28 protein-coding genes and 1 pseudogene are annotated in these 22,519 nt (G+C 66.5%); 16 read left to right on the forward strand and 13 right to left on the reverse strand.

What is annotated here, in order from left to right:
- Positions 1 to 407: methylated-DNA--[protein]-cysteine S-methyltransferase (locus MSA03_RS13870; RefSeq protein ID WP_147051470.1), on the forward strand; the 407-nt coding region annotated here is incomplete at its 5' end.
- A gap of 69 nt (positions 408 to 476) precedes the next feature.
- On the opposite strand, the gene MSA03_RS13875 is transcribed toward MSA03_RS13870, so the two are convergent.
- Both MSA03_RS13875 and MSA03_RS13880 read right to left on the reverse strand, forming a co-directional pair.
- Entirely contained in the window at positions 477 to 2,099 is a 1,623-nt protein-coding gene (locus MSA03_RS13875) for a monocarboxylic acid transporter (protein ID WP_028495067.1), read from the reverse strand.
- The gene (locus tag MSA03_RS13880) at positions 2,096 to 2,443 is read right to left on the reverse strand and encodes a DUF485 domain-containing protein (RefSeq protein ID WP_147051471.1); all 348 of its coding nucleotides are present in this window, start codon (positions 2,441 to 2,443) and stop codon (positions 2,096 to 2,098) included. The genes MSA03_RS13875 and MSA03_RS13880 overlap by 4 nt, the downstream gene beginning before the upstream one ends.
- Before the next feature lie 182 nt (positions 2,444 to 2,625).
- Between MSA03_RS13880 and MSA03_RS13885 the strand changes: the two genes are divergently transcribed.
- The 7 genes from MSA03_RS13885 to MSA03_RS14650 all read left to right on the forward strand — a co-directional run bounded on the left by MSA03_RS13885 (position 2,626) and on the right by MSA03_RS14650 (position 5,851).
- Complete coding sequence (locus MSA03_RS13885) at positions 2,626 to 3,435, forward strand: response regulator transcription factor (RefSeq protein ID WP_307725254.1); 810 nt, start codon at positions 2,626 to 2,628, stop codon at positions 3,433 to 3,435.
- 44 nt (positions 3,436 to 3,479) lie between these two features.
- Positions 3,480 to 3,848, forward strand: a complete 369-nt coding sequence (locus MSA03_RS13890; RefSeq protein WP_147051473.1) for a histone-like nucleoid-structuring protein Lsr2 — start codon at positions 3,480 to 3,482, stop codon at positions 3,846 to 3,848.
- Positions 3,849 to 3,957: 109 nt separating this feature from the next.
- A complete protein-coding gene (locus MSA03_RS13895) occupies positions 3,958 to 4,641 on the forward strand; it encodes a DsbA family protein (RefSeq protein WP_147051474.1) in 684 nt (227 codons plus the stop codon).
- Between the two features lie 110 nt (positions 4,642 to 4,751).
- On the forward strand, positions 4,752 to 4,949 hold the full coding sequence (locus MSA03_RS13900) for a hypothetical protein (protein WP_147051475.1): 198 nt from the start codon (positions 4,752 to 4,754) through the stop codon (positions 4,947 to 4,949).
- Positions 4,946 to 5,212, forward strand: coding sequence for a hypothetical protein (locus MSA03_RS13905; RefSeq protein WP_147051476.1), 267 nt, complete (start codon positions 4,946 to 4,948; stop codon positions 5,210 to 5,212). Before MSA03_RS13900 ends, MSA03_RS13905 begins: the two co-directional genes overlap by 4 nt.
- Positions 5,213 to 5,339: 127 nt before the next feature.
- Positions 5,340 to 5,630, forward strand: a complete 291-nt coding sequence (locus MSA03_RS13910; protein WP_028495061.1) for a hypothetical protein — start codon at positions 5,340 to 5,342, stop codon at positions 5,628 to 5,630.
- Between the two features lie 95 nt (positions 5,631 to 5,725).
- Complete coding sequence (locus MSA03_RS14650) at positions 5,726 to 5,851, forward strand: hypothetical protein (RefSeq protein WP_261798691.1); 126 nt, start codon at positions 5,726 to 5,728, stop codon at positions 5,849 to 5,851.
- Between the two features lie 86 nt (positions 5,852 to 5,937).
- Here the strand turns inward: MSA03_RS14650 and arr are convergent, their stop codons facing one another.
- The 3 genes from arr to MSA03_RS13925 all read right to left on the reverse strand — a co-directional run bounded on the left by arr (position 5,938) and on the right by MSA03_RS13925 (position 7,400).
- Complete coding sequence (gene arr, locus MSA03_RS13915; RefSeq protein WP_147051477.1) at positions 5,938 to 6,348, reverse strand: NAD(+)--rifampin ADP-ribosyltransferase; 411 nt, start codon at positions 6,346 to 6,348, stop codon at positions 5,938 to 5,940.
- Complete coding sequence (locus MSA03_RS13920) at positions 6,345 to 6,785, reverse strand: DUF1801 domain-containing protein (protein ID WP_147051478.1); 441 nt, start codon at positions 6,783 to 6,785, stop codon at positions 6,345 to 6,347. The genes arr and MSA03_RS13920 overlap by 4 nt, the downstream gene beginning before the upstream one ends.
- Before the next feature lie 150 nt (positions 6,786 to 6,935).
- Entirely contained in the window at positions 6,936 to 7,400 is a 465-nt protein-coding gene (locus MSA03_RS13925) for a VOC family protein (protein WP_147051479.1), read from the reverse strand.
- Between the two features lie 98 nt (positions 7,401 to 7,498).
- On the opposite strand from MSA03_RS13925, the gene MSA03_RS13930 reads away from it, so the two are divergent.
- Complete coding sequence (locus tag MSA03_RS13930) at positions 7,499 to 8,482, forward strand: helix-turn-helix transcriptional regulator (RefSeq protein ID WP_147051480.1); 984 nt, start codon at positions 7,499 to 7,501, stop codon at positions 8,480 to 8,482.
- An 89-nt stretch (positions 8,483 to 8,571) separates the two neighbouring features.
- Here the strand turns inward: MSA03_RS13930 and MSA03_RS13935 are convergent, their stop codons facing one another.
- Both MSA03_RS13935 and MSA03_RS13940 read right to left on the reverse strand, forming a co-directional pair.
- Positions 8,572 to 8,892, reverse strand: coding sequence for a hypothetical protein (locus MSA03_RS13935; protein ID WP_147051481.1), 321 nt, complete (start codon positions 8,890 to 8,892; stop codon positions 8,572 to 8,574).
- A gap of 12 nt (positions 8,893 to 8,904) precedes the next feature.
- Positions 8,905 to 9,192 carry a hypothetical protein gene (locus MSA03_RS13940; RefSeq protein WP_147051482.1) on the reverse strand — a complete coding sequence of 96 codons (288 nt, stop codon included), beginning with the start codon at positions 9,190 to 9,192 and terminating at the stop codon, positions 8,905 to 8,907.
- 179 nt (positions 9,193 to 9,371) lie between these two features.
- Here MSA03_RS13940 and MSA03_RS13945 point away from each other — a divergent pair, with 179 nt between their 5' ends.
- Both MSA03_RS13945 and MSA03_RS13950 read left to right on the forward strand, forming a co-directional pair.
- On the forward strand, positions 9,372 to 9,749 hold the full coding sequence (locus tag MSA03_RS13945) for a hypothetical protein (RefSeq protein WP_147051483.1): 378 nt from the start codon (positions 9,372 to 9,374) through the stop codon (positions 9,747 to 9,749).
- Entirely contained in the window at positions 9,742 to 10,404 is a 663-nt protein-coding gene (locus tag MSA03_RS13950; protein ID WP_147051484.1) for a hypothetical protein, read from the forward strand. Before MSA03_RS13945 ends, MSA03_RS13950 begins: the two co-directional genes overlap by 8 nt.
- 75 nt (positions 10,405 to 10,479) lie before the next feature.
- Here the strand turns inward: MSA03_RS13950 and MSA03_RS14660 are convergent.
- From MSA03_RS14660 to MSA03_RS13965, 3 genes and pseudogenes are all read right to left on the reverse strand, one after another.
- Positions 10,480 to 11,111 (reverse strand): annotated as a pseudogene (locus tag MSA03_RS14660) (class I SAM-dependent methyltransferase).
- Positions 11,009 to 12,532 (reverse strand): alpha/beta fold hydrolase, encoded by a 1,524-nt coding sequence (locus MSA03_RS13960; protein WP_443093798.1) that lies wholly within the window; start codon positions 12,530 to 12,532, stop codon positions 11,009 to 11,011. The pseudogene MSA03_RS14660 and the gene MSA03_RS13960 overlap by 103 nt, the downstream one beginning before the upstream one ends.
- 419 nt (positions 12,533 to 12,951) lie before the next feature.
- Entirely contained in the window at positions 12,952 to 13,620 is a 669-nt protein-coding gene (locus MSA03_RS13965; RefSeq protein WP_147051485.1) for a helix-turn-helix domain-containing protein, read from the reverse strand.
- A 58-nt stretch (positions 13,621 to 13,678) separates the two neighbouring features.
- Here MSA03_RS13965 and MSA03_RS13970 point away from each other — a divergent pair, with 58 nt between their 5' ends.
- The 3 genes from MSA03_RS13970 (at position 13,679) to MSA03_RS14415 (ending at position 14,719) form a co-directional block, all read left to right on the forward strand.
- Positions 13,679 to 13,858 (forward strand): helix-turn-helix domain-containing protein, encoded by a 180-nt coding sequence (locus MSA03_RS13970; RefSeq protein ID WP_244946449.1) that lies wholly within the window; start codon positions 13,679 to 13,681, stop codon positions 13,856 to 13,858.
- A gap of 239 nt (positions 13,859 to 14,097) precedes the next feature.
- Entirely contained in the window at positions 14,098 to 14,559 is a 462-nt protein-coding gene (locus MSA03_RS13975) for a hypothetical protein (protein ID WP_147051486.1), read from the forward strand.
- A 7-nt stretch (positions 14,560 to 14,566) separates the two neighbouring features.
- On the forward strand, positions 14,567 to 14,719 hold the full coding sequence (locus MSA03_RS14415) for a hypothetical protein (protein ID WP_170245525.1): 153 nt from the start codon (positions 14,567 to 14,569) through the stop codon (positions 14,717 to 14,719).
- Positions 14,720 to 15,086: 367 nt separating this feature from the next.
- Here the strand turns inward: MSA03_RS14415 and MSA03_RS13980 are convergent, their stop codons facing one another.
- A complete protein-coding gene (locus MSA03_RS13980; RefSeq protein WP_147051487.1) occupies positions 15,087 to 16,565 on the reverse strand; it encodes an AlbA family DNA-binding domain-containing protein in 1,479 nt (492 codons plus the stop codon).
- 207 nt (positions 16,566 to 16,772) lie between these two features.
- Between MSA03_RS13980 and MSA03_RS13985 the strand changes: the two genes are divergently transcribed.
- Positions 16,773 to 18,224: a hypothetical protein gene (locus tag MSA03_RS13985; protein WP_147051488.1), complete on the forward strand. Its 1,452-nt coding sequence runs from the start codon at positions 16,773 to 16,775 to the stop codon at positions 18,222 to 18,224.
- A 274-nt stretch (positions 18,225 to 18,498) separates the two neighbouring features.
- Here MSA03_RS13985 and MSA03_RS13990 read toward each other — a convergent pair whose 3' ends face one another.
- Entirely contained in the window at positions 18,499 to 19,173 is a 675-nt protein-coding gene (locus MSA03_RS13990) for an HlyD family secretion protein (protein WP_147051489.1), read from the reverse strand.
- Positions 19,174 to 19,330: 157 nt separating this feature from the next.
- Positions 19,331 to 20,125 (reverse strand): DUF6414 family protein, encoded by a 795-nt coding sequence (locus MSA03_RS13995; protein WP_420870287.1) that lies wholly within the window; start codon positions 20,123 to 20,125, stop codon positions 19,331 to 19,333.
- A gap of 530 nt (positions 20,126 to 20,655) precedes the next feature.
- Here MSA03_RS13995 and MSA03_RS14000 point away from each other — a divergent pair.
- Positions 20,656 to 22,519, forward strand: a 1,864-nt coding sequence (locus MSA03_RS14000) for an SIR2 family protein (RefSeq protein ID WP_147051491.1), incomplete at its 3' end; no start/stop codon positions are given.

The raw sequence follows: 22,519 nt of genomic DNA on the forward strand, positions 1-22,519 counted from the left end.
CCCGCCTGCACGCCGTCCCCGCGGAGGACGCGGCGGCGACGGCGGGCGTCGCCGGCCAGCTCGACGAGTACTTCGCCGGCGCGCGTCGTGACTTCGACCTGGAGCTGGACTGGCAGCTGGCGTCGGGGTTCGTCCGCGCCGCACTGCAGGCGGTGTGCGACATCCCGTACGGCGAGACGGCGTCCTACGCCGAGGTCGCGATCATGGCCGGCTCCCCCGGCGCGAACCGCGCCGTCGGCACCGCGTGCGCGCGCACGCCCATGTCGATCGTGGTGCCGGCCCATCGCGTCGTCCGCAGCGACGGCTCCATCGGCGAGTACGGCGGTCACCCGGAGCGCAAGCGCTTCCTCCTCGACCTGGAGGGGGCCGGTGCGGCCCCCGGCCGGAAGGCGGCGCCGGGCGAGTAGGCACCCCGGCGCACGAGAACGCGGCCCCGGGGTCTCCCCCGGGGCCGCGCCTGTCAGGACGGCATCCGCTCAGTGATGCGTCGCCTTCTCCGCGCCGTAGCCGGTGAGCGAGCGCACCTCCATCTCGGCGGCCTTCTTCGGGTCTTCGACCCGGCGGCTGGTGACCGTGCCGAGCCAGCCGAGGAAGAACCCGAGCGGGATGGACACGATGCCCGGGTTGTTCAGCGGCCAGATCGCCGTGCCCACGTTCTTGAAGACGCTCGTCTCCGTGCCCCAGAACACCGGCGAGAGCAGGATGAGGATGATCGCCGCGGCGAGCCCCCCGTACATGCTCCAGACGGCGCCGCGCGTGGAGAACTTGCGCCAGAACAGCGAGTACAGGATCGTCGGCAGGTTCGCCGAGGCGGCGACCGCGAAGGCCAGCGCGACGAGGAAGGCGATGTTCTGCCCCTGCACGCCGATGCCGCCGAGGATCGCGAGGATGCCGATCACGATGACGGTGCGGCGGGCGACCTTGACCTCGCCGTCCGGCGGGACCTGGCCCTTCTTCACGACGTTCGCGTAGATGTCGTGCGCGAACGACGCGGCCGCCGTGATCGTGAGGCCGGCGACGACCGCGAGGATCGTCGCGAACGCGACCGCGGAGATGAAGCCGAGCAGCAGCGGTCCGCCGAGCGCCTGTGCGAGGAGCGGTGCCGCGGAGTTCACGCCGCCGGGCGCCGCCTTGATGACATCCGGTCCGACGAGGGCCCCGGCGCCGTAGCCGAGCACGAGCGTCAGCAGGTAGAACAGGCCGATGAGCCAGATCGCCCAGACGACCGAGCGACGGGCCTCCTTCGCGGTCGGGACCGTGTAGAAGCGCATCAGCACGTGCGGGAGGCCCGCGGTGCCGAGGACGAGGGCGATCGCGAGGGAGATGAAGTCCCACGGGTTCGCGCCGTACTGCAGACCCGGGCCGAGGATGGCATCCGCGGGATCGGTCGTCGACGCGTCCACCGCGGCGCCCAGGAGGGTGTCGATGTTGAACCCGTTGATCGCGAGCACCCAGATCGTCATGACGATGGCGCCGCCGATGAGGAGGAACGCCTTGACGATCTGCACCCAGGTGGTCCCCTTCATCCCGCCGACGAGCACGTAGACGATCATCAGGATGCCGACGACGGCGACGACGATCGACTGCCCGATGCGGTCGTTGATGCCGAGCAGCAGCGATACGAGACCGCCGGCGCCGGCCATCTGGGCGAGCAGGTAGAAGAAGCAGACGGCGAGCGTCGTGATCGCCGCCGCCATCCGGACCGGACCCTGCTTGAGGCGGAACGACAGCACGTCGGCCATCGTGAACTTGCCGGTGTTGCGCATGAGCTCGGCCACGAGCAGCAGCGCGACGAGCCAGGCCACGAGGAAGCCGATCGAGTAGAGGAACCCGTCGTAGCCGTTGATCGCGATGGCTCCGCAGATGCCGAGGAAGGAGGCCGCGGAGAGGTAGTCACCGGCGATCGCGAAGCCGTTCTGCGGGCCGGTGAAGGAGCGACCGGCGGCGTAGTAGTCGGCGGCCGTCTTGTTGTTGCGGCTCGCGCGGATGACGATGAACAGCGTCACGGCGACGAACGCACCGAAGATCGAGATGTTCAGGACCGGGTTGTTCTCGGCGGTGTCGACGGCCGCCTTCACCGCTGCGAAGACGTCGTTCATGCGCTGGGCTCCTGCTTCTCGAGCCGCTCACGGATCTCGGTGGAGATCGGGTCGAGCGAGCGGTTGGCGAACGAGACGTACCACATCGTGATCGCGAAGGTCGTGACGAACTGTCCGAGGCCCAGCAGCAGACCGACGTTGATGTTGCCCCACACCGACTGCGCCATGAAGTCCGGCGCGAACGACGAGAGCAGCACGTAGACGAAGTACCAGACGAGGAAGAACACGGCGAGCGGGAAGACGAAGCTGCGGTGCTTCCGCTTCAGCTCGACGAAACGCGGTGATTCCTCGACCGCGACGTAGTCGATGCCGCCAGGCGGGGCATCGTTTACGGGGTGGGACATGTGGCCTCCTTGCCTCATGAATGTGAGCGACGGTGCTCGCACGCGCCCCGTCTGTGAGGACAGGCCGCGTGGTAGGGTCGACGCTACGAAAAGCGGTGACATAGCCGTCACCCCCGGAAGTAGGTAACCGCGTGGGATCACCGGTCGACACCGACAGTGATGCGCAGCTCGTCAGTCGAGCCGTGACCGACCTCGCCCGCCAGACCCGCTTCCCCATCGTCTTCGCCGGACTCGAGACCGCCGGCGCCGTGCCGATCACCGCCGTCGCGGGTGCGCGCACGCACAACCTCGACGGGCTCGTCGTGCACCAGGGCCGCGGCCTCGGCGGCGCCGCGATGATCGAGAAGCGCCCGCGCCTCGCGCTGGACTACCGCACCGCCCGCTCCATCACGCACGACTACGACCGGGTCATCCTCGGGGAGGGCATCGCGACGCTCTTCGCCGTGCCGATCGTGGTCGCCGGCCGCTCCCGCGGCATCGTGTACTGCGGCTCGTGGTCGCAGGCGCCGGTCGGCGACCTCGTCGCCCGCCCCGCGTTCCGCGCCGCCGACAGCATCGCGACGGAACTCCGCGTCCGGGACGAGGTCGAGCGGCGCCTGCGCAGCATGACACCGCCCGAGGCCGCGCCGCCCGCCCTCTCCCCCTCCGCACAGGAGGATCTGCGGGAGAGCTTCGCGGAGCTGCGCAGCATCGCCGCCTCCATGTCCGACGCGGCGCTGCGGCAACGCCTCGCCGCCGTCGAGGCGCGCCTGGCATCGATCTCCCGCGAGGAGGGCGACGGCGGGGAGGGACTGGACGTGCGCCTCTCGCCGCGCGAACTGGACGTGCTGGCCTGCTGCGCGCTCGGTGCGACGAACGCCGAGATCGGCGCCCAGCTGTCGCTGCGCGAGGGGACGGTCAAGTCGTACCTGCAGTCGGCGATGTCCAAACTGGATGCCTCCACCCGCCACGCCGCGGTCGCCAAGGCGCGGCGCGCCGGGCTCCTGCCCTGACCGCGATCTGTCGTTCGCGGGCCCCGGCTCACTAGGCTCTGTCCATGGCCCGCAGAATCGTCCACCAGCTCGTCGATGATCTCGACGGAACCGTCCTCGAGGTCGGCTCCGGCGAGACCGTCCTGTTCTCGCTCGACGGCACCGCCTACGAGATCGACCTCACCGACGACAACGCCGACGCCCTGCGCGCGGCGCTGGCACCGTACATCGCTGCGGCACGGTCCGTGTCGGCCCGCGGCGGGGCTTCGTCCTCCGCCTCCCGCGGGACGTCGTCGGGCCCGCGGCGCCAGAAGCGCTCCGGCCAGCGGGACTACACCCCCATCCGCGCCTGGGCCGCGGAGAACGGCTACACGCTCTCCGAGCGCGGCCGCGTCCCCGCCGCCGTGCTGGACGCCTACGACGCCGCACACTGACGGCCGATTGGGCCCATCCTCCATGTGGTCCGACCATATGGGGTTCACCGACTGTTCCCGACCCACGAAACATTTCCGCGGGGCGCGACGGCACGAGTAGGACGGGAGCATGACCTCCCGTTCCCCGCGCGCGCTGGTCGCCGCCGCCGCGCTCCTCGTTCTCCTCACCGGCTGCCAGGCGGCGGCGACGACGGCCCCGACGCCCTCCGCTGCGGCTGCCCCCGCCGCCGCCGACGGCTACGGTCTCGTCTCCGGCAGCGGACCCGTCGAGGTTCAGCTGTGGACGGACCTGTCCTGCCCGTACTGCATGATGCTGGAGGCCGAGACCGGCGAGCTGCTGACCCAGTGGGTCGAGGACGACGCCGTCACCCTCACGATCCATCCGCTCAACTTCGTCAGCGCCAAGCGCGGTGACGACACCGACTGGTCGACACGTGCCGCCAACGCGCTCGCGGCGACGGCCGACGCCAGGCAGGGCGATCGCCTCGCCGCGTTCTACGCGATCCTGCAGCAGAACCAGGTGAGCGAAGCGGGCGCCCCGACCGACGAGGACATCCTCGCCTTCGCGGCGGAGGCGGGCGTGACCGCCGACATCTCCGATGCCGTCGCCTCGCAGCGTTTCGGGGCGTGGGTCACGGCATCCAACGAGCACTGGCTCGGTCGCGCGATCGACGGCACCGCACGCGTCGTCGACGGCGTGCCGATCCTCGTCGTGGACGGCGTCGTCTTCGAGATCACGGAGGACGGCACGAACGCGTCCCGCCTGCGGGATGCGGTGACCGCCGCCGGGTGAGGCGTCCCGGCCGGCGTTGTCAAGGCCGTCGCCTCGGCATCCGTTCGGGACTACCGTCGCGCACGCGGCGGGGATGACCTCGTCGCAGCCGTCGACGAGAGGATCACGCGATGAGTGTCAACGACCCCAAGCCCAGCCAGGCCGAAGGCGAAGACCCCGACCGCCCCACGGGCCCCGCGGAGGGCACGTCGGGTCACCCGTCCCAGGCGGAGGGCGAGGATCCGGCCCACCCGGCGGAGGGCGAAGAGGTCAGCGCGGCCGCGCCCGACGCGACGACGGCGGAGTTCGAGGGGCTGGCCGGCGCATGAACGCGGCGAAGGCCAACAACGAGCCGCAGGGTGAGGGCGAGGGGCTCGCCGGCATCCCCGAATCGGATGCGGTCCGCAAGGACATCTCCTACAGCCCGTCGAGCGAACGTGAGACCGCGCAGAAGCAGGGCGACGATCGAGGCGACCTCCCCGACGACATCGACGCATCGCAGGTCCAGGTCGCGCCCGGCACCGGCGGACCGGACGATGCCGGCGACGTCGACGTCGATCCCGACGACCTCAACATGCCGGGTCGCGGATAGCGCCGGGTGCCCCGCCGGGACGCCTGACCGAGCCCCATGGCATCCCCGGCGCGTTCTGTCAACGGGGAGCGTTCCGGGGGTCGGACCGCCTACCGTCGAGAGCACGCCGCGACCTTGGACGCCGACCATGATCACTTCGCACTTCATCGTCATCGACAACGAGCACTTCCCCCTGGCCGAGGGCGAGGAAGAGGAGGTGCGAGAGCGCATCGTCGCGGCCGTGCGTGCGGGCGGCGACTTCGTCACGCTGCGCCACGACCCGCGTCGGGTCGTCGAGGTGCTGGTGACGGCGGCGACGCCCGTCCACATCGATCACATCGTCCGCGACGACATCGATGCCCGGGCGCGCGACGCCGACGACGCGGAGGGGCGCCTCATGGGCGAAGACCTGCAGTGGTGGCTCGACACGATCGACTGACGATCGGCCTGTCCCCACGCCGACTTGCTTTCCTGTGCCGGTGGGCTATGGTCGCTCGGATATCCGCCAGCTGACGAAGGGAAGCGAGTATCACCATGGCAAAGGACACCGGAGCGAAGAAGAGCGCGAAGAAGGCGCCGCAGATGACGCTGAAGGAGAAGCGGGCGCAGAAGCGCACCGCCGAGAACGACGGCTCGTTCATCAAGCCGCGCAAGGGCTGAGCGCTCGCGCCGACGGAGTCGGGGCGCTCTCGCGGCAGGGGCGGGCTGCACCGCCTCTGCCGCACTCTTCCCGTAGGCGCGCGGCGTCAGTTGATGATCTCGGCGCGCTCGTCGGCACGGATGGCCGCCAGCCGGTCGCGCCACTCCTGCAGGGCTTCGGGGGTCAGCCGCGTCCAGTCGGTGACCTCGCCGACGACGCGCAGCGGAGCGCTGCTGCGATACGAGCGGGTGGGGTTGCCGGGGAACTTCTTGTCGGTCACGTTCGGGTCGTCCTCGAACTCCCCCGTGGGCTCGACCTCGTAGACGCGAGGCTCGGCGTCGCCCGGTGCGAGCTCGGCAGCGAGGCCCGCGCCGTCGCGGGTCGCGGTGAAGTAGATGTGGTTCATGACGATCTCGGGCCGGTAGTTCGACGGGAACCCGGCGGTCAGCAGGTCGCCGATCCGCAGGTCGGCCTTCGTGCCGTGGAAGAAGGGTCCGTCATCCTGGGGCCGGGTCATGCCTGCGCCTTCCAGAGGATCTCGCGGATGGGACCGTCCGCGGCCTTCGCTTCGATGAACGCGTACGAGTCCCGGGCGATGTGCTCGAGCACGGACAGATCCACGTCACCGAGCTGCGTGATGTAGACGCAATACCCCGTCGTGGAGTGCTTGCCCAGCTGCGCCAGCATCCCCTCGTGGCGGGCCGTGCCGTCCATGAGGTAGACGGTCAGCTTGCCCTTCCGCGGGTAGAAGCCGATCGTGTGGGCGTCGCCTTCGCGGCCGCTGTCGTACCGGTAGTGGTACGTGCCGAACCCGATCGTGCCGACGTTCCACAGGGTGGGCTCCTGCCCGCTGATGCGTCGCATCATGGCGATGAGCGTCTCGCTGTCCGCGCGCGTCTGCTCGTCGAGCGTCGCGAGGTGATCGTCGACCGACCGGCCGTCGTCATCCGTCATCTGCGCCTCCGTTGTGTTCGAGGAGCCTGCCGTGGAGGATTCGATCCCTGGACGATACTCCGCGCCGCGGACACCGGCCAGGCGCCGTCCGCACGCGCGGCCGGCAGATGCTGCGGCGGGGATGAGTTCCGCGCCGCAGCCCGCCGCGCACTACTCGGCCGGGTACTCCGCGGCGACGTCGAGGATCCAGGTCACGCCGAACCGGTCGGTGAGCATGCCGAAGCCCGGGCTCCACGCCGACGCGGCGAGCGGTTCGATGATCGTCGCGCCGACGGACAGTCCGTCCCAGTAGCGCTGCACCTCGTCGAGAGCGTCGCCGCGCACCGAGACGAAGAACGGCTGGTCGGTGATGGTCGTGCCGTTCTCGCGGCGCGTCTCGCCCGCCGTCGGCGACCCGCCGGCTTGCCCGGGGATGTCGTAGGCCATGATCCGGAACCCGTCGGCCGTCGACACCTGACCGAACACGACGTCCGCCGCGCCGGGGACGTCGGCGGGCATGCCGAAGTCACCGTAGGTCGCGATGGTGATGTCGCCGCCGAACACGGACAGGTAGAACTCCAGGGCGGCGCGGGCCTCGCCACGGAAGTTGAGGTGGGTGGTGGTTGTGATGCTCATGTCTGCTCCTCGGTGAATGGCCGGGCGCGTCCCGGCGACACCCACTGTCGCAACCGTGTAGGACGGTTCTTGTCCTACACCGCATCTACTCTCGAGGCATGGCGACCACCTCCCGATTGCTGCAGCTGCTGTCTCTGCTGCAGACCCGCCGCGATTGGCCGGGCGCCGTGCTCGCCGAGCGGCTGGAGGTCAGTCACCGCACGGTACGCCGCGATGTCGACCGGCTGCGCGAGCTGGGCTACCGCATCGAGGCGACGATGGGACCGGATGGCGGGTACCGATTGGATGCCGGCAGTGCGTTGCCGCCCCTGCTGTTCGATGACGACCAGGTCATCGCGATGACCGTCGCGCTGCAGGCTGCGACCGCGACCGGAGCCGGGATAGAGGAAGCGGCGCTACGAGCGCTGACGACGATCCGGCAGGTGATGCCGTCGCGGCTCCGGCACCGGATGAACGCTGTCGAGTTCGCGACCCTCCCGCGTCCCGGGCGGGCCGACATCGACGCCGTCTCCCCCGACGCGCTCATCGCCGTGTCTGCCGCCGTCCGCGCCCGCGAGGTGCTGCGGTTCGACTACGCGAGCGAACGCCAGGATGCCGACGACGCGCGGCCGCCGAGACGGGTCGAGCCGCACGATCTCATCGCGTCCGACGGGCGCTGGTATCTCGTCGCGTGGGATCTCGATGTCGACGACTGGCGCATCTTCCGCGCGGACCGCATGTCACCGCGGACGCCGACCGGTCGCCGCTTCCCTCCGCGCGAGGTGCCGGGCGGGGATGCCCGCGCGTACGTGGCGGCGCGATTCAAGGGCTCAGCCGGGGCAGATGCCTGGCCGTGCACGGGCACCGTCATCCTGCATCTGCCGGCGGATGCCGTTCGCCCGTTCGCCGGCGACGGCACGGTCGAAGCGATGGACGCCGACCGCTGCCGCTACACGTCGGGATCATGGTCGTGGGTGGCGCTCGCCGCGTCGCTGTGCCGATTCGATGCCGAGATCGAGGTGGTCGGCCCGCCCGAGCTCACCGAGGCGTTCGGGCACGTCGCCGCACGCACGGCGGCTGCCGCCGCGACCGGCGCGGGGTGACTCGGGCACGACCGACAACCTGCCCTACGGTGCGTCGAAGGGCACGCCACGCCGATGGTGCGTCTCCGCGCAGCTCTGCGCGAAGCGATTCAGTAGCAGTTGCAGACCCACACCCAGTAGGTGCGGCCACCTTTCGTTCGCTGTTCGCGCCAGCAGTCCCCGTTGGTGCCATCCGGGCAGATCACCCGCGACGGTGCGGCATCACCCGCGTCCGTGATCGCGAACTCCGCGGCGAGGCGCAGGGGTCGGCCGTCGGGGTCTGAGATCTCCGGCGTCAGCCGAGGGAGATCGCCGGATCCCCCGGCTTCCAGCAGATCGAGACAACGGGTGAGGTAGCGCTCGATCTCGGCTTGCACGGCCGCGTCATCGAGCACGGTCTCGCTCTCCTGCACACTCCTGATGCGTTCCACGGCGCAACCTCCTCAGCACATGTTCGCGCAGCGGACGATGCGACCCGTACCGTCGCAGAAGCAGGTGCGGCAGTTCACCGCGTCGTAGAAGCACACTTCCAGCCCTCGAGCGAGGGCCGTCTCGCGCACGCTGTCCGGCACCCCCGCGGGTGTGGTGTGCGGGGGAAGCACGCCGCGGAGCGCAAACTCGGCGCTCGGCGTGTCGGGCCACGGACCGACGACATCCGTGATCTCTCCGGTGACGCCGATCGTGACTTCGAAGGCCTGGCCTTCGGCATCCGTGAACGCATGCGAACTCATGTACGGCTCCCCCCAGCGGACACCCTTGCGCGAAAAGCTAGTCCTCGAGCGCCGGAAGGGCTACCCCTCGTGGTGCGTGCGCCGGTCGTCTGCTACGTTGCGGTCAACTGACGAGGACGGGACCGCAGTCGAACCTGGGGCATACGGCCGCCATCCCCTCAGCCGAATGGGGGTTCGGCATGGTCAACATCACCTACGACGAGTCAGCCGCGCCGGTCTGGACGGAGCGCGCTCACGAACGCATCTTGACGGGGGCACTCGTCACGAGAATCACCGAGTCCGCCGACGGTGCTCGGACGCTCTTCGTCGACGGCGAATGTCCGCGGTGTCGCGACGAGTGCGACTTCGCGCTCTCCCTGGAGACAGATGTCGGACTGTCGACAAGAGAGGTCGGCAACCTCGTCGACCAGCTGAACGAGGAGAGCGCGAACAGGGCTCAGATCTATACGGTCCGCTGCAACTGTTCCGGTCGTCACGACGCTCCCGTCGGCAAGCGCGGATGCGGAGCGTTCTTCAATGTTTTCGCGCCATCGAGCGAGATCGCGGGCCGTGTCTGACGTCGCGGGCGTCAACCCCGCCGCCGCGCCCCCACCCCCGGGCATCCGTGCCGCGGAGAATCTGACGGACTGGGAGCGCTTCACTGCCACCAATCTTTCGCGCGTGACGGCCACCGCGGAGAAGTGGCAGGCCGGTCTGGCTGGTTTCGTCGCTGTGGTCACCTCGGTGTTCATCCTGAAGGGACCCGAGAGCTTCTCGAAGGTGGCCGAGCCGTACAGCTGGTGGGTCGTCGGGCTGCTGGCGCTGGCGTTGATCGCGATGCTCGGCGGTCTCTGGCTGGCGCAGTCCGCCGCGGCTCCGGTCGAGACATCGATGACCTATGCGGAGTTTCAAGCGCAGAACACTGCGACAGGGCAGGTGGAGGCCGGCATCGCCCGGGGTGCCCGGAAGAACCTGGTGCGCGCGCAGGGGCTTGTCGCCGCCGCCCTGCTCGCTTTCATTGCGGGCACAGTCGTGTGGGCAGTCGCGCCACAGCCGTCCGCGAAGACGCTCATGGTGGTGGAGCGGACGACGGACGATGCGATCTGCGGCACGGTCGTCGCGTCCGAGCAGGGCAGGCTTCTCCTGCTTCCCGATGGAGCGAGCGAGGCGACGGTGGTGCCGCTGGCCGAGGTGGATGCCGCACGCGTCGTGGCGGAATGCCCGAAGCCGTAGGCCGCCGTTTTGACGAGGGAGCCCCGCGCCGCCCGACCAGGCCGGGCACCGCGGGGCCTCCTCACAGCGATCCCCCTACCGCTTCGTCCCCGTGACGACCACGTACTCCCACGGCATGACGCCGTCCTCGAGGTACCGGTCGCCGAGCGCCGCCAGGTCGGCATCCAGCCCGGCGACCTTCTCGGCGTCGTCGGCGATGAACCGGTAGACCGAGATCGTCGGCCCGTACTTGTCCTTGAAGAAGTCGCGGAACTCCGCGCCCGACGTGAACCGCTCCACCCGCAGCTGCTGCTGGTGGGCGACCATGTCGTCGACTCGGTCGCCGAACAGCTCCCGCACGTGCTCGACGCTCCCCCACAGCGGCGCGGGCGAGGCACCGGGAGGGGGCGGCGGCGCGTACGGCTTCATCGTGGCGAACAGCTGGCCGATGAACCCGGCCGGCGTCCACGCGAGCACGCCGATCCGTCCCCCGGGGCGGCAGACCCGCACAAGCTCGTCGGCGGCCAGCTGGTGGTGCGGCGCGAACATGACCCCGATGGTCGACAGGACGACGTCGAAGCCGGCATCCGGGACGGCAGCGCTTCGGCATCCGCGGTCTGCCAGGTCAGCTCGACACCCTCCGCCTCGGCGGTGGTGCGACCGACGGCAAGCAGCTCGGGCGTGAGGTCGGTGGCGATGACCTCCGCGCCGCGGCGTGCCGCCGGGATCGCCGAGGTGCCGGTGCCGGCGGCGACGTCGAGCACCCGCTCCCCGGGCTGGATGTCGAGCGCCTCGACGAGGATCCCGCCGAGCGCGTGGACGACTTCGTTCGCGACGGCCGGATAGTTCCCGCTCGCCCACATCGCGGCGTGCTTGGCCTTGAGGGCACGGTCCTCGTCCGTCGCGGTGACGGAGTGGGCGGTGTTGGTGGATGACATCTGAGACCTCCAGTGGTCGGTTGGTGGCACCACGGTAGGGATCCGGCATCCGTCGCCGCATCGGCGCCGACGCGCAACCATCGCGGCCCGAGAAGGGGATGGTGGCGGCTGACGCGTACGCGCCAGGTGTGCGACAGGAGCCGCGCGACGGCGGCGGTGCGGGCCGTGCGGCCGTGCAGGCCGAGCTTCGCGTAGGCGTTCTGCAGGTGCCGTTCGACGGTGCGGACGGAGAGGAACAGCTCGGCCGCGATGCTGTCGTTGTCGCGGCCGGCGGCGGCGAGCCGCAGGATGTCGAGTTCCCGCGGCGAGACGAGGTCGGCGATGTCATCGGACGCCGTTTCGGATGCCGCCTGCCGGTCGGGCTCGATGAAGTCGGCGATCTCCTGCAGGAACACCGGCCACGCCGGTTCGTCAGCGAGGACGACGTGGTTGTTGCTGTCGAGGGCGACGAGGCGGGCGCCGCGGATGTGCGCGGCGAGGTGACGGGCGTGGTGGAACTCGTTCATCTGGTCGCCGCGGCTGTGGATGACGAGGGTCGGCAGGTCCAGTTCGGGCAGGCGCCACGTGGAGTCGGCGAGCTTGCGCTGTGCGCGGGAGATGACCGCGGTCTCGGTGTCGCACGCGCGGGCCTGCAGGTCGTCGAGCCAGCGCATCTGCTCTTCCGTGCCGCCCGGGATCATCATGCTGCTGAACACGCGCCGGAACTCGGATGTCGGGCGCGCCCACCCGACCTTGATCAGCGCCTCGAACGCCGCGAGCATCTCGAGCTCTTCCGGCGTGGCCGCCGCCTGCGCGCCCGAGTAGCTCCCGTAGAACATGAGCCGGGTGAGACGTTCCGGATGCCGGGCGGCGTACTCGATCGCGACCGGACCGCCCTGCGCCATCGCCATGAGCGCGAACCGGTCGAGCCCCGCATCCTCGACGACCGCCTCGAGGTCGGCGAGCCGCGCTTCGAGGCTGTGGTCGGTGACGCCCCGATCGGAGAGGCCGTGGCCGCGCTCGTCGTAGCGGATGACGGTCGCGATCTTGCCGAGCTCGACGAGGTAGTGCCGCCACACCGGGCTCTCCCAGTCGAACTGCAGGTGGCTCAGCCAGCACGCGTCGATGAGCAGCGGCGGCCCGGACCCGTGCACAGCGTAGGCGATCCCGACCCCATCGGCCGAGCGCGCGAACCGGATGTCCTGGACAGCATCCGCCTTGAGCGTGTCCACGCGGACATTGTAGGAGCGTGGGAGGGGTTGGCACACCTGGGTGGGCTGACTGCACGGGGACGCGGGAGTCAGAGCTATGGAAAGATCCGCCAGTACGCAAAGCCCCTGGAGGGACTCGAACACGTTTTGAGCATTTTGCATAGCGCCTCGAAACGACAGATTCCGCGTAATTACGCGGATTTTCGAGGCCGGATCGACATCGAGCGACGTCCGAAAACAGCCAGTTGGAAATGGAATGCGGCCAAGATGCGGCCAAGAATCCCCTGCTGTGGAGCGGGTAGCTGACCCATGCCGAAATGGAATGCGGCCAAATCCGAATTTGACCCACGCGCAGATCGCCCATCTTGAGCAGTTTGCGTGCAGAAGCGCTGATGCGCGAAGCAAAGTGTCGAAGTGACGTTGGATGCGCCAGATTGCCGTCAGCGGCCGATCGAGGGGCCCGACGGAGAGCCCGGGAGTTGGTGCGGGCGCGTCAATTCCTCTTCGTCGGCGCGCATCCGGTTGTACGTCTCGCGAGTGATCAGGTCCTCAGCGAGGCCGGCTTCGCGGGCACGAGCCATCATGCGTGTCGCTGTGCTGACGCTCACACCGAGCTGCTCCGAGACGAGTTTGAGGGGAGCCAGGTTCACGGTCGCCGCTATCCGGTAGAGCGTCACCGCCTCGCGCACCGACTCCTGGTAGGTGCGATCGGTACGCGATCTCACCTCCTCGATGTACTGGCTGAAGGACTGGGTCTTGCCCTCCTCGCGCGACACGGTGACGACGCGCATCGACGAGACCGCGACGAGATACTGCACGCGCACATCGCGAAGCGCGGCGGCCGTCACCTCGTCGCCCTCCCCCATGCGGTCGAGACGCACAGATGCCGCAGCGGTGCGCCGCATCTGCTCGTCGAACACCACGTGAAGGCGGATGGCTCCTGCGACGTTCGGCTCGCCGATGGCGACAGCATCCCACGCCCTGGGGATACTCACGCCGTCGCCGACATCGACCCGCTCAGTGTCGGTCACCTCGACTTCAACGTCACTCATGCGATGAGCCTGGCATGACCTCGGGTCGGTGAGCAATACATGTCGCGGATTGCTCACGACAGGAGTACGGTGTGCGCAAGTGATGACATACATTGCTCACCGAGAGGAGAAGGACATGAACAAGACAGACAACTCACTCGCACTGACGATGAAGGATGCCGCCAAGCTCGTCGGTGTCGATTACCGCACGATCAAGCTCGGCATCGAAAGCGGGACCATTCCCACGATCCAGCTCGGCCCCCGCCGAATGATCCCCAGGGCCGGTCTACTCCGCGCCTTCGGGATCAACGCCTGAGTGCGGCCGACAGGTTGCCGCTGGTCGTTCCGTCCACAGTCTCGGCGCTTCAGCCCTCGCCGGAGTGCTTTGGCGATCCGGTCAGAGCACAATGCGGGCCGTCGTTGTCGATATCTTCGTCCCATGACTTCATGGCGTGACTCGATCGTTGATGCTCTTCATACTGCAAACGGGGCCAATGAGTCGTGAGATCAAAGCTTGCTGGCGCGAAACGGCGCCAAACGAACGAAGACCGTGGCATGTCGCTCGCGGTCGTCGAAATTACTCACACGGAGATCGTGCGGCGGCGGGAGGATCAACTGGCGCGGGTAGCTAGTGTTCGGGGGCGGTCGGCAGGAGTGCTTGGCGCGTCTGGTGTCGCCGCGACTCTCGTCGGAACTATTGGTGACAATGGTGGATTCGTGCTGGCCGTCACGTGTTACCTGTTCGCCACGGTCTACTCCGTTAAGTCCATGGCGATGAGTACGCGCACCGGACTCACTGCGCGTGGCATCATTGGTCGGCTACGCGACGCTGACGAGCTGCAGGCGCGAGTACGCATTACGACGGAACTGGTTGTAGAACTTGAGCAAAGCGAGAAGATCCTGACAAACATCGGCACCGCAACGACAGTGGCGATGGGATGGTTCGTCGCGGGTACCGCACTCACGGCACTCGTGACGCTTGTCAGCATTCTCCTGTCACTAGGCGTTGGGAGGTGAAACAACGATGGGACGTGAAGAGGACGCAATACGAGCCGATGTCGAAAACATGATGTACTACGGCGCCGAGAGCACGGCGGTCGACTCGGCCGACACCCTCACCGCCAGCGGTGGTCAGCGCGACGGAGAAGTCATTTTTCTGAGCGAGTCCGAGAAGTAAGTGGATGTCGGCCTCGTGCTCGCACTCCAACATGCGGGCCGAGGCCGACTGCGCTCGGCCTCGGCCACACAGAGTTGCGTCCTACACCGCGAGCACGCGCCGTCGAAGTTCCACGCCGATCTGATGCGCTTCCGAATCTCACCCTCCCGGCGCCGCTGCAGCGCACCGTTGTTGCTCGACGGTGGAGCACGAGCGGCGGCTATCGCGCCGCGCGCGAGGCGAACTGAAATCCCTCGATCGCAACGGCAAGACAGTCAGCTCCGCGAGTATCCTGACGGCATCCCTGAGCACCCGACAGTGGCTCACTGGCTGAACTTGCTCGCCCACGCGGTACGCCTTACGTTTCTCTGCCTCCCGCCCGCGAGGTTCATTCGTCTGATGTACCGGCGAAGGAAACGAGTCGCGGATTCTCGAACCCGTCCCAGCCGTTGTAAGCGAAGGCCTCACCCAGCGCGGTGGTGCTCATGTGGCGGTACACCGCAGCTAGCTCGGCGTCGGTGCCGTCAAAGAGTGCAGCGCGGGCGAGAGGGTCGTCCAGCACCGTGAGGAAGGCGGGCTCGGCTCGCGCGGCATAGTAGAGGGCGAAGTTCGTGTAGGCGCCGAGCTTGTCAGTCTCGTCTCTGCCGGCGTTGGCAATGCCACGGTAGACATCAAACTCGACGAGCAGGTTCGTGAGATCCCGTGGTGGGCTCTCACCGATGAGTTCGAATAGGTGAGCACTCACCGGTTTCGCCGCCTCGATGACGCCGGTTCGGGTGCCCTCCTCGTCCCTCAGCAGCTCGGCGCGAGCCACCATGACCTCAGCCTTCCGAAGTAGCGACTTCCAATAGCCACCGTGTGTACTGATCGGGGTCAGGCGGACAAGAGTCGCCAAGTCTTGCCACCGCCTCTCCTGCACGAGAACGGCGCCGACGGCATAGAGGTGCATGAGCACCTCCTTGTGGCCGAGCGGGAACAGGCGAGGCTGACTGACGAAATCTTCATCGACCGCCTCGTAGATGGTTCGGTAGCCCTCAACAACTCGGGCGAATGTCACTCCAACCGCGTAGCGTGCGGACAGCGCGGCGATGATGTCGAGCCGGTCGAGTTGATCGCCTAGTTCGGATGCCACGGCGCGAGCGTCTTTCCCCGTGGCAGTGTCGACGATTGTCACCGCGCCGATGATCGTCTTACGGAGGAGCAGATCCAGACCGACTTCGTCGCCGCGGCGAATTAGCTCGGCAATCGCTGCACTAAACGACTCCGCCGGCATCTCGACGTTCACGTTCACGAACCCGCCCGGCTCGAAGGCGGGGGATGCAGTACGCGCCGTCTCGAATATGTCCCGTCGCCATTCTTCCTTGCGCGCTGCGATCACTCGTTCGATGACGCCGCGCGCCTCATGATGATTCCATCGAACGCTCGAGGTACCTCGACGCACAAACACATCGCCGGCGCGCCAAACGGTCCTACTCTCATGCTCGCCGTCTCTCGACATGATCCGCATGCCATCCAAATTGGGGCCGACGCCGACCAACAGGAAATCGTTCGACTCGATACTGTGAAGCGCAGCGCTCAAGTCGATGGGCTCGCCGAGCACCGCGGCGATCTTTGATCGCACTCTCTGCTCGTCGAAGTCGCGGGCCGGCGCGGCCGTGAACATGCCGCTCGGCGCCCCCTGGTCATCAGCGCCCACGACGATGTAACCACCGGTGGACAGGGACTCCATTGCCGCGATGTCTTTGCACAGCTCGATGAGCTCAGCCTTGCGCTGCGGGTCCCATGTCGCCTTGAAGTCGAGGTCGTCTGACTCTGCGCCGCGCGCAAGGAGCGCGCGCAGACGATCTAAATCAACGTTCATTGACATAGCGGGAGCGTACAGGGGAGAACCGCGGTGGAACACTCACATGTGCGGCGACCAACAGCTCGGCGAATGGCGGCGCTGACGAGATCCACGCGCGCGGCTGGGATCTCATCGAACCGAGCGGCGCGAACATCGAGTCCGCGACCAAACACCGTCAGTACACGTGCCGATGTCGGTCTCCAGACGACGCTGTATGGAATGGTCGATACTATGAGCGAATCGGCGCCCCTCCGTCATCTTCTCGAGCCCGGCGAGTACCGGGTGCAGTGGACGATCCCGTCTCGTGAGGGCGGAGAGATCACTCTTGAAGGGGACCTGGAGCTGATCGCCGACCGACCGCCGCGGGCGCACGCATACGGCGAGATTCCCGACACGTACTCGACGGGTGGGCCGGGAGAACGGGTCGCAAGCTTCCCGCAGAGCTACGCCGGGGGCCTGGTACGCGGACACCTGCTGAACGGTCAGCACGTCCTGCTCGTAGACACGACCATCGACATCGTCTTCCCTGAGCGCGCGGTCCTCCACGCGCGCGCTGCTCTCGTGGGCCGTGACCCTGCCCCCAAAGGCGATCTGTCAGTCACGAAGGTCAAAGCACAGGTGGAGGCGCTTGATGCGGTCACTGCGATTCCCCCGATCCGCAAGACCAAGGTGCCGATGCAAGTGCCGCCCGGAAAGAGGCACCTCGACTGGAGTTGGAAGGCATACGGGCATCCCGACAGCACGCAGACGTGGGCCGATGCCGACGCCGCAGTGGAGATCCGGTTCTTGAACAGTTACTCGGCGGCGGACTGGTACGCGTTCCGCGTCACGTTCAGCCCAGTCGTTCTGATCACCCCATCCGTCCCCCTCACTTTCGATGCGGTGTTCGACGACTGGATCGAACCGCTTAGGCGCATCATCTCGCTCTCCACCGGACGCCGCGAACGCCTCACGTACGTCTCAGTGACGCTTGCCGGCGAATCCGCGACAACGACGGATGACGAAGAAGCCCCGGAGTTCCAGGTGTACGGCAGCGCTATCCACCAGGACCCATACGCATCGCGCGGTGCAGACGCAGGCAGGCTCTCCCCGGTGTTCCGCTTCTCACCCCAAGGCATGTCGCTGCTCAGGATGCTCCGGCGCTGGCAGGAACTTGCGGCAGGTCACCACCCGCTCCTCGAGTCCTACGCGTCGCTTATGTACGCCCGAGATCAGCATCCTCGATCACGGCTGCTCCTGCTCATCCAAGCGATTGAGGGCCTCTACGGTTACGAAACCGCTGACGCGTACCAATCGCGACGACAGGCGCACCAAGCCCGCCGGGAAGAAATTCTCGCCCATCTCGCCCAGTCGCAGGATGAGGACACGATGAGATTTGTGAAGAAGCATCTCCTGAAGTCTCCTCCGGCAAGCCTGGAGGAGGCCCTCGGGAAGACGCTCAAGGCGGCGCCAGTCAACATCGTTCCGGTTCTGAAAGCGACGCCCCTGCTAGCCGGCCACGAATCGGTGCCGACGGGGCTGCGCGTCATTCGGAACGATCTCGCCCACGGCAACCGCGGCTACCCTGCAGAGGACCTCTACGAGATCGTCGGGCCACTCGACGGAGTCGTACGCGCAAAACTTCTCGGCGCGCTTGGGTGCGGCGAGTCCATCCAACGACGAGCGCAGGAGAAATCCGCCTAGCGATCGCCGCCGCTCGCGACGCGAGCAACCTAACAGCAACCAGGCCTTAGGCGGCGCGGTTGCTCCACGTCCACGATCAAAGATCGAGCGCGCGGATGCCGGTGACTCAACGTGCACGGCCCTAGTGGGGACCGATGCGGGCGTCTGAATCAAATCCGCGTGCGCATGTCCGATCAGGACATCCCCCGCTGTCGATCTCCATTGATTCGGCGCGTTTGTGGGCACATCGACGTGCGGTGAGCCGATGGGAACTCGGCGGTTGAGTATTTGCGATTCAGTCCAGCCCCCGCAAACGCCGCTGCTCAGCCAGATACTGTTCATCAGTGAGACGTGCGAGACGGTCTCGCTCAGTTTCGAGTGCCGACAGCTTCTCCTCGAAGCCCACCTTGGCGACCTTCCAAGTGTTCGCTGCAGCTTCTCTCTCGTGCGCGATGTCGAGGAATCTGTGCGCGGCGGCGTCTCGTGCGGAGATCATGCCCGACTTGTAGTTTCCATCGGCCTCGATGATGTTGATCTGGCTCTGTGTGATCTCCTCTCTCAGCTCTGCGAGGCGTTCCGCTCGCGTTGGCAACGCTTGAAGGAGCGCAGTCCTCTTCTCGATGAGCGCTACCTCGGCGAGGGCTGCCCTGTCCAGCCGTGACTGCTCCGCTGTTGCAGCCTCGCGTTCCGACTCGGTTCGGGCATGAGACTCTTCGTCGAGACGCTTTAAGTCGGATTCAGTGCGTGCCGCCGCGGTGGCAGCCGCCGATGCGAGGCGGTTCTTGCGCGCATCGGAGTGAAACACGAAAGTTGCAACCAGCGCTGCCACCGTTGCGCCGATAAGGCCGCCGATGCCGAGCACAATCCAGTCCCTACCGCTTACCTGCTGCGTCGCCGCGAAAAATATGACGCCCAGGGCGGCGGCCGCTGCCGTAAGGATTCCGAATACCCAGGACCACGTGTTGCTCACATGAGTAGTAAAGCGGAGCAGTGCTAAAGCTGAGGCTAATTGGAAGCAGGACCCGCCGAAGTGTGACGCTTTCGACGATTGCCAGCGGATAGAAATGGGAGGGTTGATTTGATCGCTGGGCGTCGGATGGCGCCGTCGCTCCTCAACCTGGTTCTGCTTACCGGTAGATCGCGAGAATCTCCAACATGACGGCCGGCCCCTTCAGCCAACTGTCGTCATTTGGACCGCTCGGCCCCTTGCTCTCGATTTCGCGCCGTTGTGCGCGCGGGAGTATGTCGAGACCAGGAAGGGCGAGGAGCGGTTTTTGATCTCCCGCGGTCAGTTTGCGGCTGACTTTCCCCACTACACGGACGTTGCCATCGAGTTCGTCGGTCGAGACCCGGAGGTGATCGCTACGCAATTTACCGGCAAGCTTCCAATCATCGGAGTCTGGCTGGGCGACGACAACAAGATCTCCACCCATCAAGTTGCCGAGCGCTTCGAACGTGGCGAGCTTCGCCGGGTCTATCTGCTGGGTCGATGTGGACCCGATCGTCGATCCGATCTCGTTTAGGGCCTTAACCGCGGCGAGCACTCCGCCGGTAGGGGACAGCGCCTTGATCATCGACGGGATCTGTATGTCACACTCCACGTCGATGAGGGCGCCCACTCTCAGGCTCGGGAACTCCGTCTCCGGGTCATCCACCGCCGCCCATCCTGATAACTCTGGGTCAGCGGCGACGAGGGCCATCAGTCTCTCAAACTGAGCCGGAGGGGTGTCCGTCAGTCGGACGGTCTTTTCATCTTCTCGAGCGTATTGAGCGCCTGCGGCGAACGATCCCGGAGCCGGATCACCTTGGCCGCTTCCGGATCGCTGATTTCGATCGACGATCCCTGCACGAGCGCCCCCCTCAAGCGCACTGAGGTAATCACCTAGAGCTGACTCGTTGAGGTACAGAAAGTGCTTCAGCAACTAAGCTGACTCCCTTCGTCCGCGTGGCGGGATGCCCCCACGAGATTCGATCTTTGCAGTTCATACAGGTCTTGAGTAGATAACGCCGGCTGCAGGCTACCGCCGATGCGCGACGACTAGCCAAAGGCACTTCGTGGTCAGCGACTCGCAGGCGTGTCAAAGACGCCCGCTTACTCGCCAGACTCAGCACGCCGACTATGAACCGTTCCTGCGTCGAACCACACCCGACTGGCATCGACATGCTCGGATGGCGCACGTTGCGGGGTCCGCTTGCGGCGCATCAGCCGCCGAAACGCGGGGCCGGGCCGAGTCCCTTGAAGACCGCCGGCGCGGTGTACCTGTCAGCGGTACTGAGTCCTCTCCACTCGTGATTTCACGCGCGAGTGCAGCTGCTCACCTCACCGTGACGTGCGTCAGCGATTCGGACGACACGATGTACTCCGGCCCCGCTACGTTGAAAAGTCGGGTGTCCGTGTGGACGCTCTCCGCGACTATTGCTGGGGAGCAATGTGAAGTCTTTCGATCAGGTCGTGTCTCAGTCGGATGTCGTTTTCGTCGTCGGTACCGGGATTTCGGCTGCGACGTCAGGCAACGCTGCCACCGCAACGTGGGTCGGGCTCGTGAAGAGTGGAATTTCCCGAGCACGTCAAGTATCCGAAGCCGTCGACGACGAGTGGGAACGACTGGTACAAGGACTTCTCGCTTACGGGCTCCGATCAGGGTCCGTCGAGACCATCATCAAAGCGGCGGGGATGGTCTCGACCGCGCTGAAGGACGTCGGCGACATCGCTTTCAACGACTGGCTCAGCGATGACGTCGGAGGGCTTCAGGTACAGTCGACCAGCGCGGCATCCGCCTTGTTGGCGTTTCCCTTCCCGATTCTGACCACCAACTACGACACGCTCCTTGAGCAAGTCGGCTCGCGACACGCGACGGACTGGACTGATCCCGCCGGCTTCCATGAAGTCGTGACACGGGCTAGCGACGCGATCGGTCACCTCCACGGGGTGTGGAACCGGCCCGGCTCCGTCGTGTTAACCGAGGGTGATTACGCCAGGCTCCTCGCCCACGATTCGACCAAGGCGCTCGAGCAAGCGATGGCTACCCTCAAGTCCATCGTGTACGTCGGCTTCGGCGGCGGACTCAGCGATCCGAACTTCGCCACACTGCTCGAGTGGCATCGCCGAACGTTCCCGCAATCAAGTGTCACGCACTACCGATTGTGTCGCGCAGAGGAGGAGTCGCCTCTCCTGCGCGCGCACGCCAACGATCATGTCGTTCCGGTTGTCTACGGAGACACTCACGACGACCTTCCAAGTTTCCTGGCACGCTATGCCCCGGCGACCAGCGACCTCGTCACCAATGAGGCGGGGCTCGCGAGAGACGTCGTACAGGAAGCGCGCGAACTACTTCGCGAGTCCATGACCACGGAGTCCGTCCTCGCGGACGCGAGCGGCGGTGACCTCGCCGTCCGCGACCTCGTGTTGCCGCCAATCTTGTTGCCCGTTCCGCACGCGACATTCGTCAGGGAGCGGATACGTCGTGGACGTAGCGAGGAGGTCGAGAGACTCAGTGGCCACGATGAGGTCCTATCTCACGACTTCTTTGTCGTGGTAGGCGATGACGGCTCCGGTCTCACCACAGCTGTCAAATGGCTCGCGACTGAGTCATCGAATACCCTCGGCTCCGCCGCTCCGCTGTTTATCCGATTCTCAGACTGTCGCATTAAGCGGGATCCGTTCGGAATCGCCGTTAGAAATGCTTCAATCGGTTCCGGGCTTGTTCAGGACCGGGATATGCCGCTACCGCCCCATGTCGTCGCGGTCGATGATGTCAGTGCATCGATCCCGCGGGTCTCGGATCGTGTACTGGCGGGAATCATCAGTTCAGACGCAATCGTCAAGATTCTTGGGTGTCGCCAGGGGGACGAGGACGAGCTAATTAGCCGGCTCCGCGAGCTGGGAGTATCGCCGCGGGTGGTCTTCCTTGGACGCATGCGGAGGTCAGATATCTCGGAACTGGCTCGCAAGTTGGCTCCCGGTGAGGCTGACCGAATTGCTGAGGAAGCCGTCCGCGTGTTGGAAGCTGAAGGGCTGCGTCGAACACCGTTCACCGTCTCGCTGCTGCTCTATCTGGCACTGAAGGGCAACACGACTGAAGCGCGCAGCCTCACCAACGTGCTCGATTCATACACAAGTCTGCTTCTCGGAATCGGCGACCCCCACACGAACGACACCGGGCTGACTGAGTCGGATCTATCGGCGATCCTCGCCAACTTCGCCGAGTCCCTGATCTGGGATGAGAAGCCAACCGTGGAAGAGGCTGAAGCATTACGGATCATTGGCGAGGTCGTCACTCGGTTCGGATGGCAAGCCAGCCCGACCTCCGTTCTGA

It is taken from the genome of Microbacterium saccharophilum (genome assembly GCF_007992455.1).
In the GTDB taxonomy this organism is placed as follows: domain Bacteria; phylum Actinomycetota; class Actinomycetes; order Actinomycetales; family Microbacteriaceae; genus Microbacterium; species Microbacterium saccharophilum.

Bases quoted from the DNA above. Each gene is read 5' to 3' on its own strand.
- MSA03_RS13875 (WP_028495067.1), bottom strand. From the start codon at position 2,099: ATGAACGACGTCTTCGCAGCGGTGAAGGCGGCCGTCGACACCGCCGAG.
- MSA03_RS13880 (WP_147051471.1), bottom strand. From the start codon at position 2,443: ATGTCCCACCCCGTAAACGATGCCCCGCCTGGCGGCATCGACTACGTC.
- MSA03_RS13890 (WP_147051473.1), top strand. From the start codon at position 3,480: ATGGCCCGCAGAATCGTCCACCAGCTCGTCGATGATCTCGACGGAACC.
- MSA03_RS13895 (WP_147051474.1), top strand. From the start codon at position 3,958: ATGACCTCCCGTTCCCCGCGCGCGCTGGTCGCCGCCGCCGCGCTCCTC.
- MSA03_RS13900 (WP_147051475.1), top strand. From the start codon at position 4,752: ATGAGTGTCAACGACCCCAAGCCCAGCCAGGCCGAAGGCGAAGACCCC.
- MSA03_RS13905 (WP_147051476.1), top strand. From the start codon at position 4,946: ATGAACGCGGCGAAGGCCAACAACGAGCCGCAGGGTGAGGGCGAGGGG.
- MSA03_RS13910 (WP_028495061.1), top strand. From the start codon at position 5,340: ATGATCACTTCGCACTTCATCGTCATCGACAACGAGCACTTCCCCCTG.
- MSA03_RS14650 (WP_261798691.1), top strand. From the start codon at position 5,726: ATGGCAAAGGACACCGGAGCGAAGAAGAGCGCGAAGAAGGCGCCGCAG.
- arr (WP_147051477.1), bottom strand. From the start codon at position 6,348: ATGACCCGGCCCCAGGATGACGGACCCTTCTTCCACGGCACGAAGGCC.
- MSA03_RS13920 (WP_147051478.1), bottom strand. From the start codon at position 6,785: ATGACGGATGACGACGGCCGGTCGGTCGACGATCACCTCGCGACGCTC.
- MSA03_RS13925 (WP_147051479.1), bottom strand. From the start codon at position 7,400: ATGAGCATCACAACCACCACCCACCTCAACTTCCGTGGCGAGGCCCGC.
- MSA03_RS13930 (WP_147051480.1), top strand. From the start codon at position 7,499: ATGGCGACCACCTCCCGATTGCTGCAGCTGCTGTCTCTGCTGCAGACC.
- MSA03_RS13940 (WP_147051482.1), bottom strand. From the start codon at position 9,192: ATGAGTTCGCATGCGTTCACGGATGCCGAAGGCCAGGCCTTCGAAGTC.
- MSA03_RS13945 (WP_147051483.1), top strand. From the start codon at position 9,372: ATGGTCAACATCACCTACGACGAGTCAGCCGCGCCGGTCTGGACGGAG.
- MSA03_RS13970 (WP_244946449.1), top strand. From the start codon at position 13,679: ATGAACAAGACAGACAACTCACTCGCACTGACGATGAAGGATGCCGCC.
- MSA03_RS13975 (WP_147051486.1), top strand. From the start codon at position 14,098: ATGTCGCTCGCGGTCGTCGAAATTACTCACACGGAGATCGTGCGGCGG.
- MSA03_RS14415 (WP_170245525.1), top strand. From the start codon at position 14,567: ATGGGACGTGAAGAGGACGCAATACGAGCCGATGTCGAAAACATGATG.
- MSA03_RS13980 (WP_147051487.1), bottom strand. From the start codon at position 16,565: ATGTCAATGAACGTTGATTTAGATCGTCTGCGCGCGCTCCTTGCGCGC.
- MSA03_RS13985 (WP_147051488.1), top strand. From the start codon at position 16,773: ATGAGCGAATCGGCGCCCCTCCGTCATCTTCTCGAGCCCGGCGAGTAC.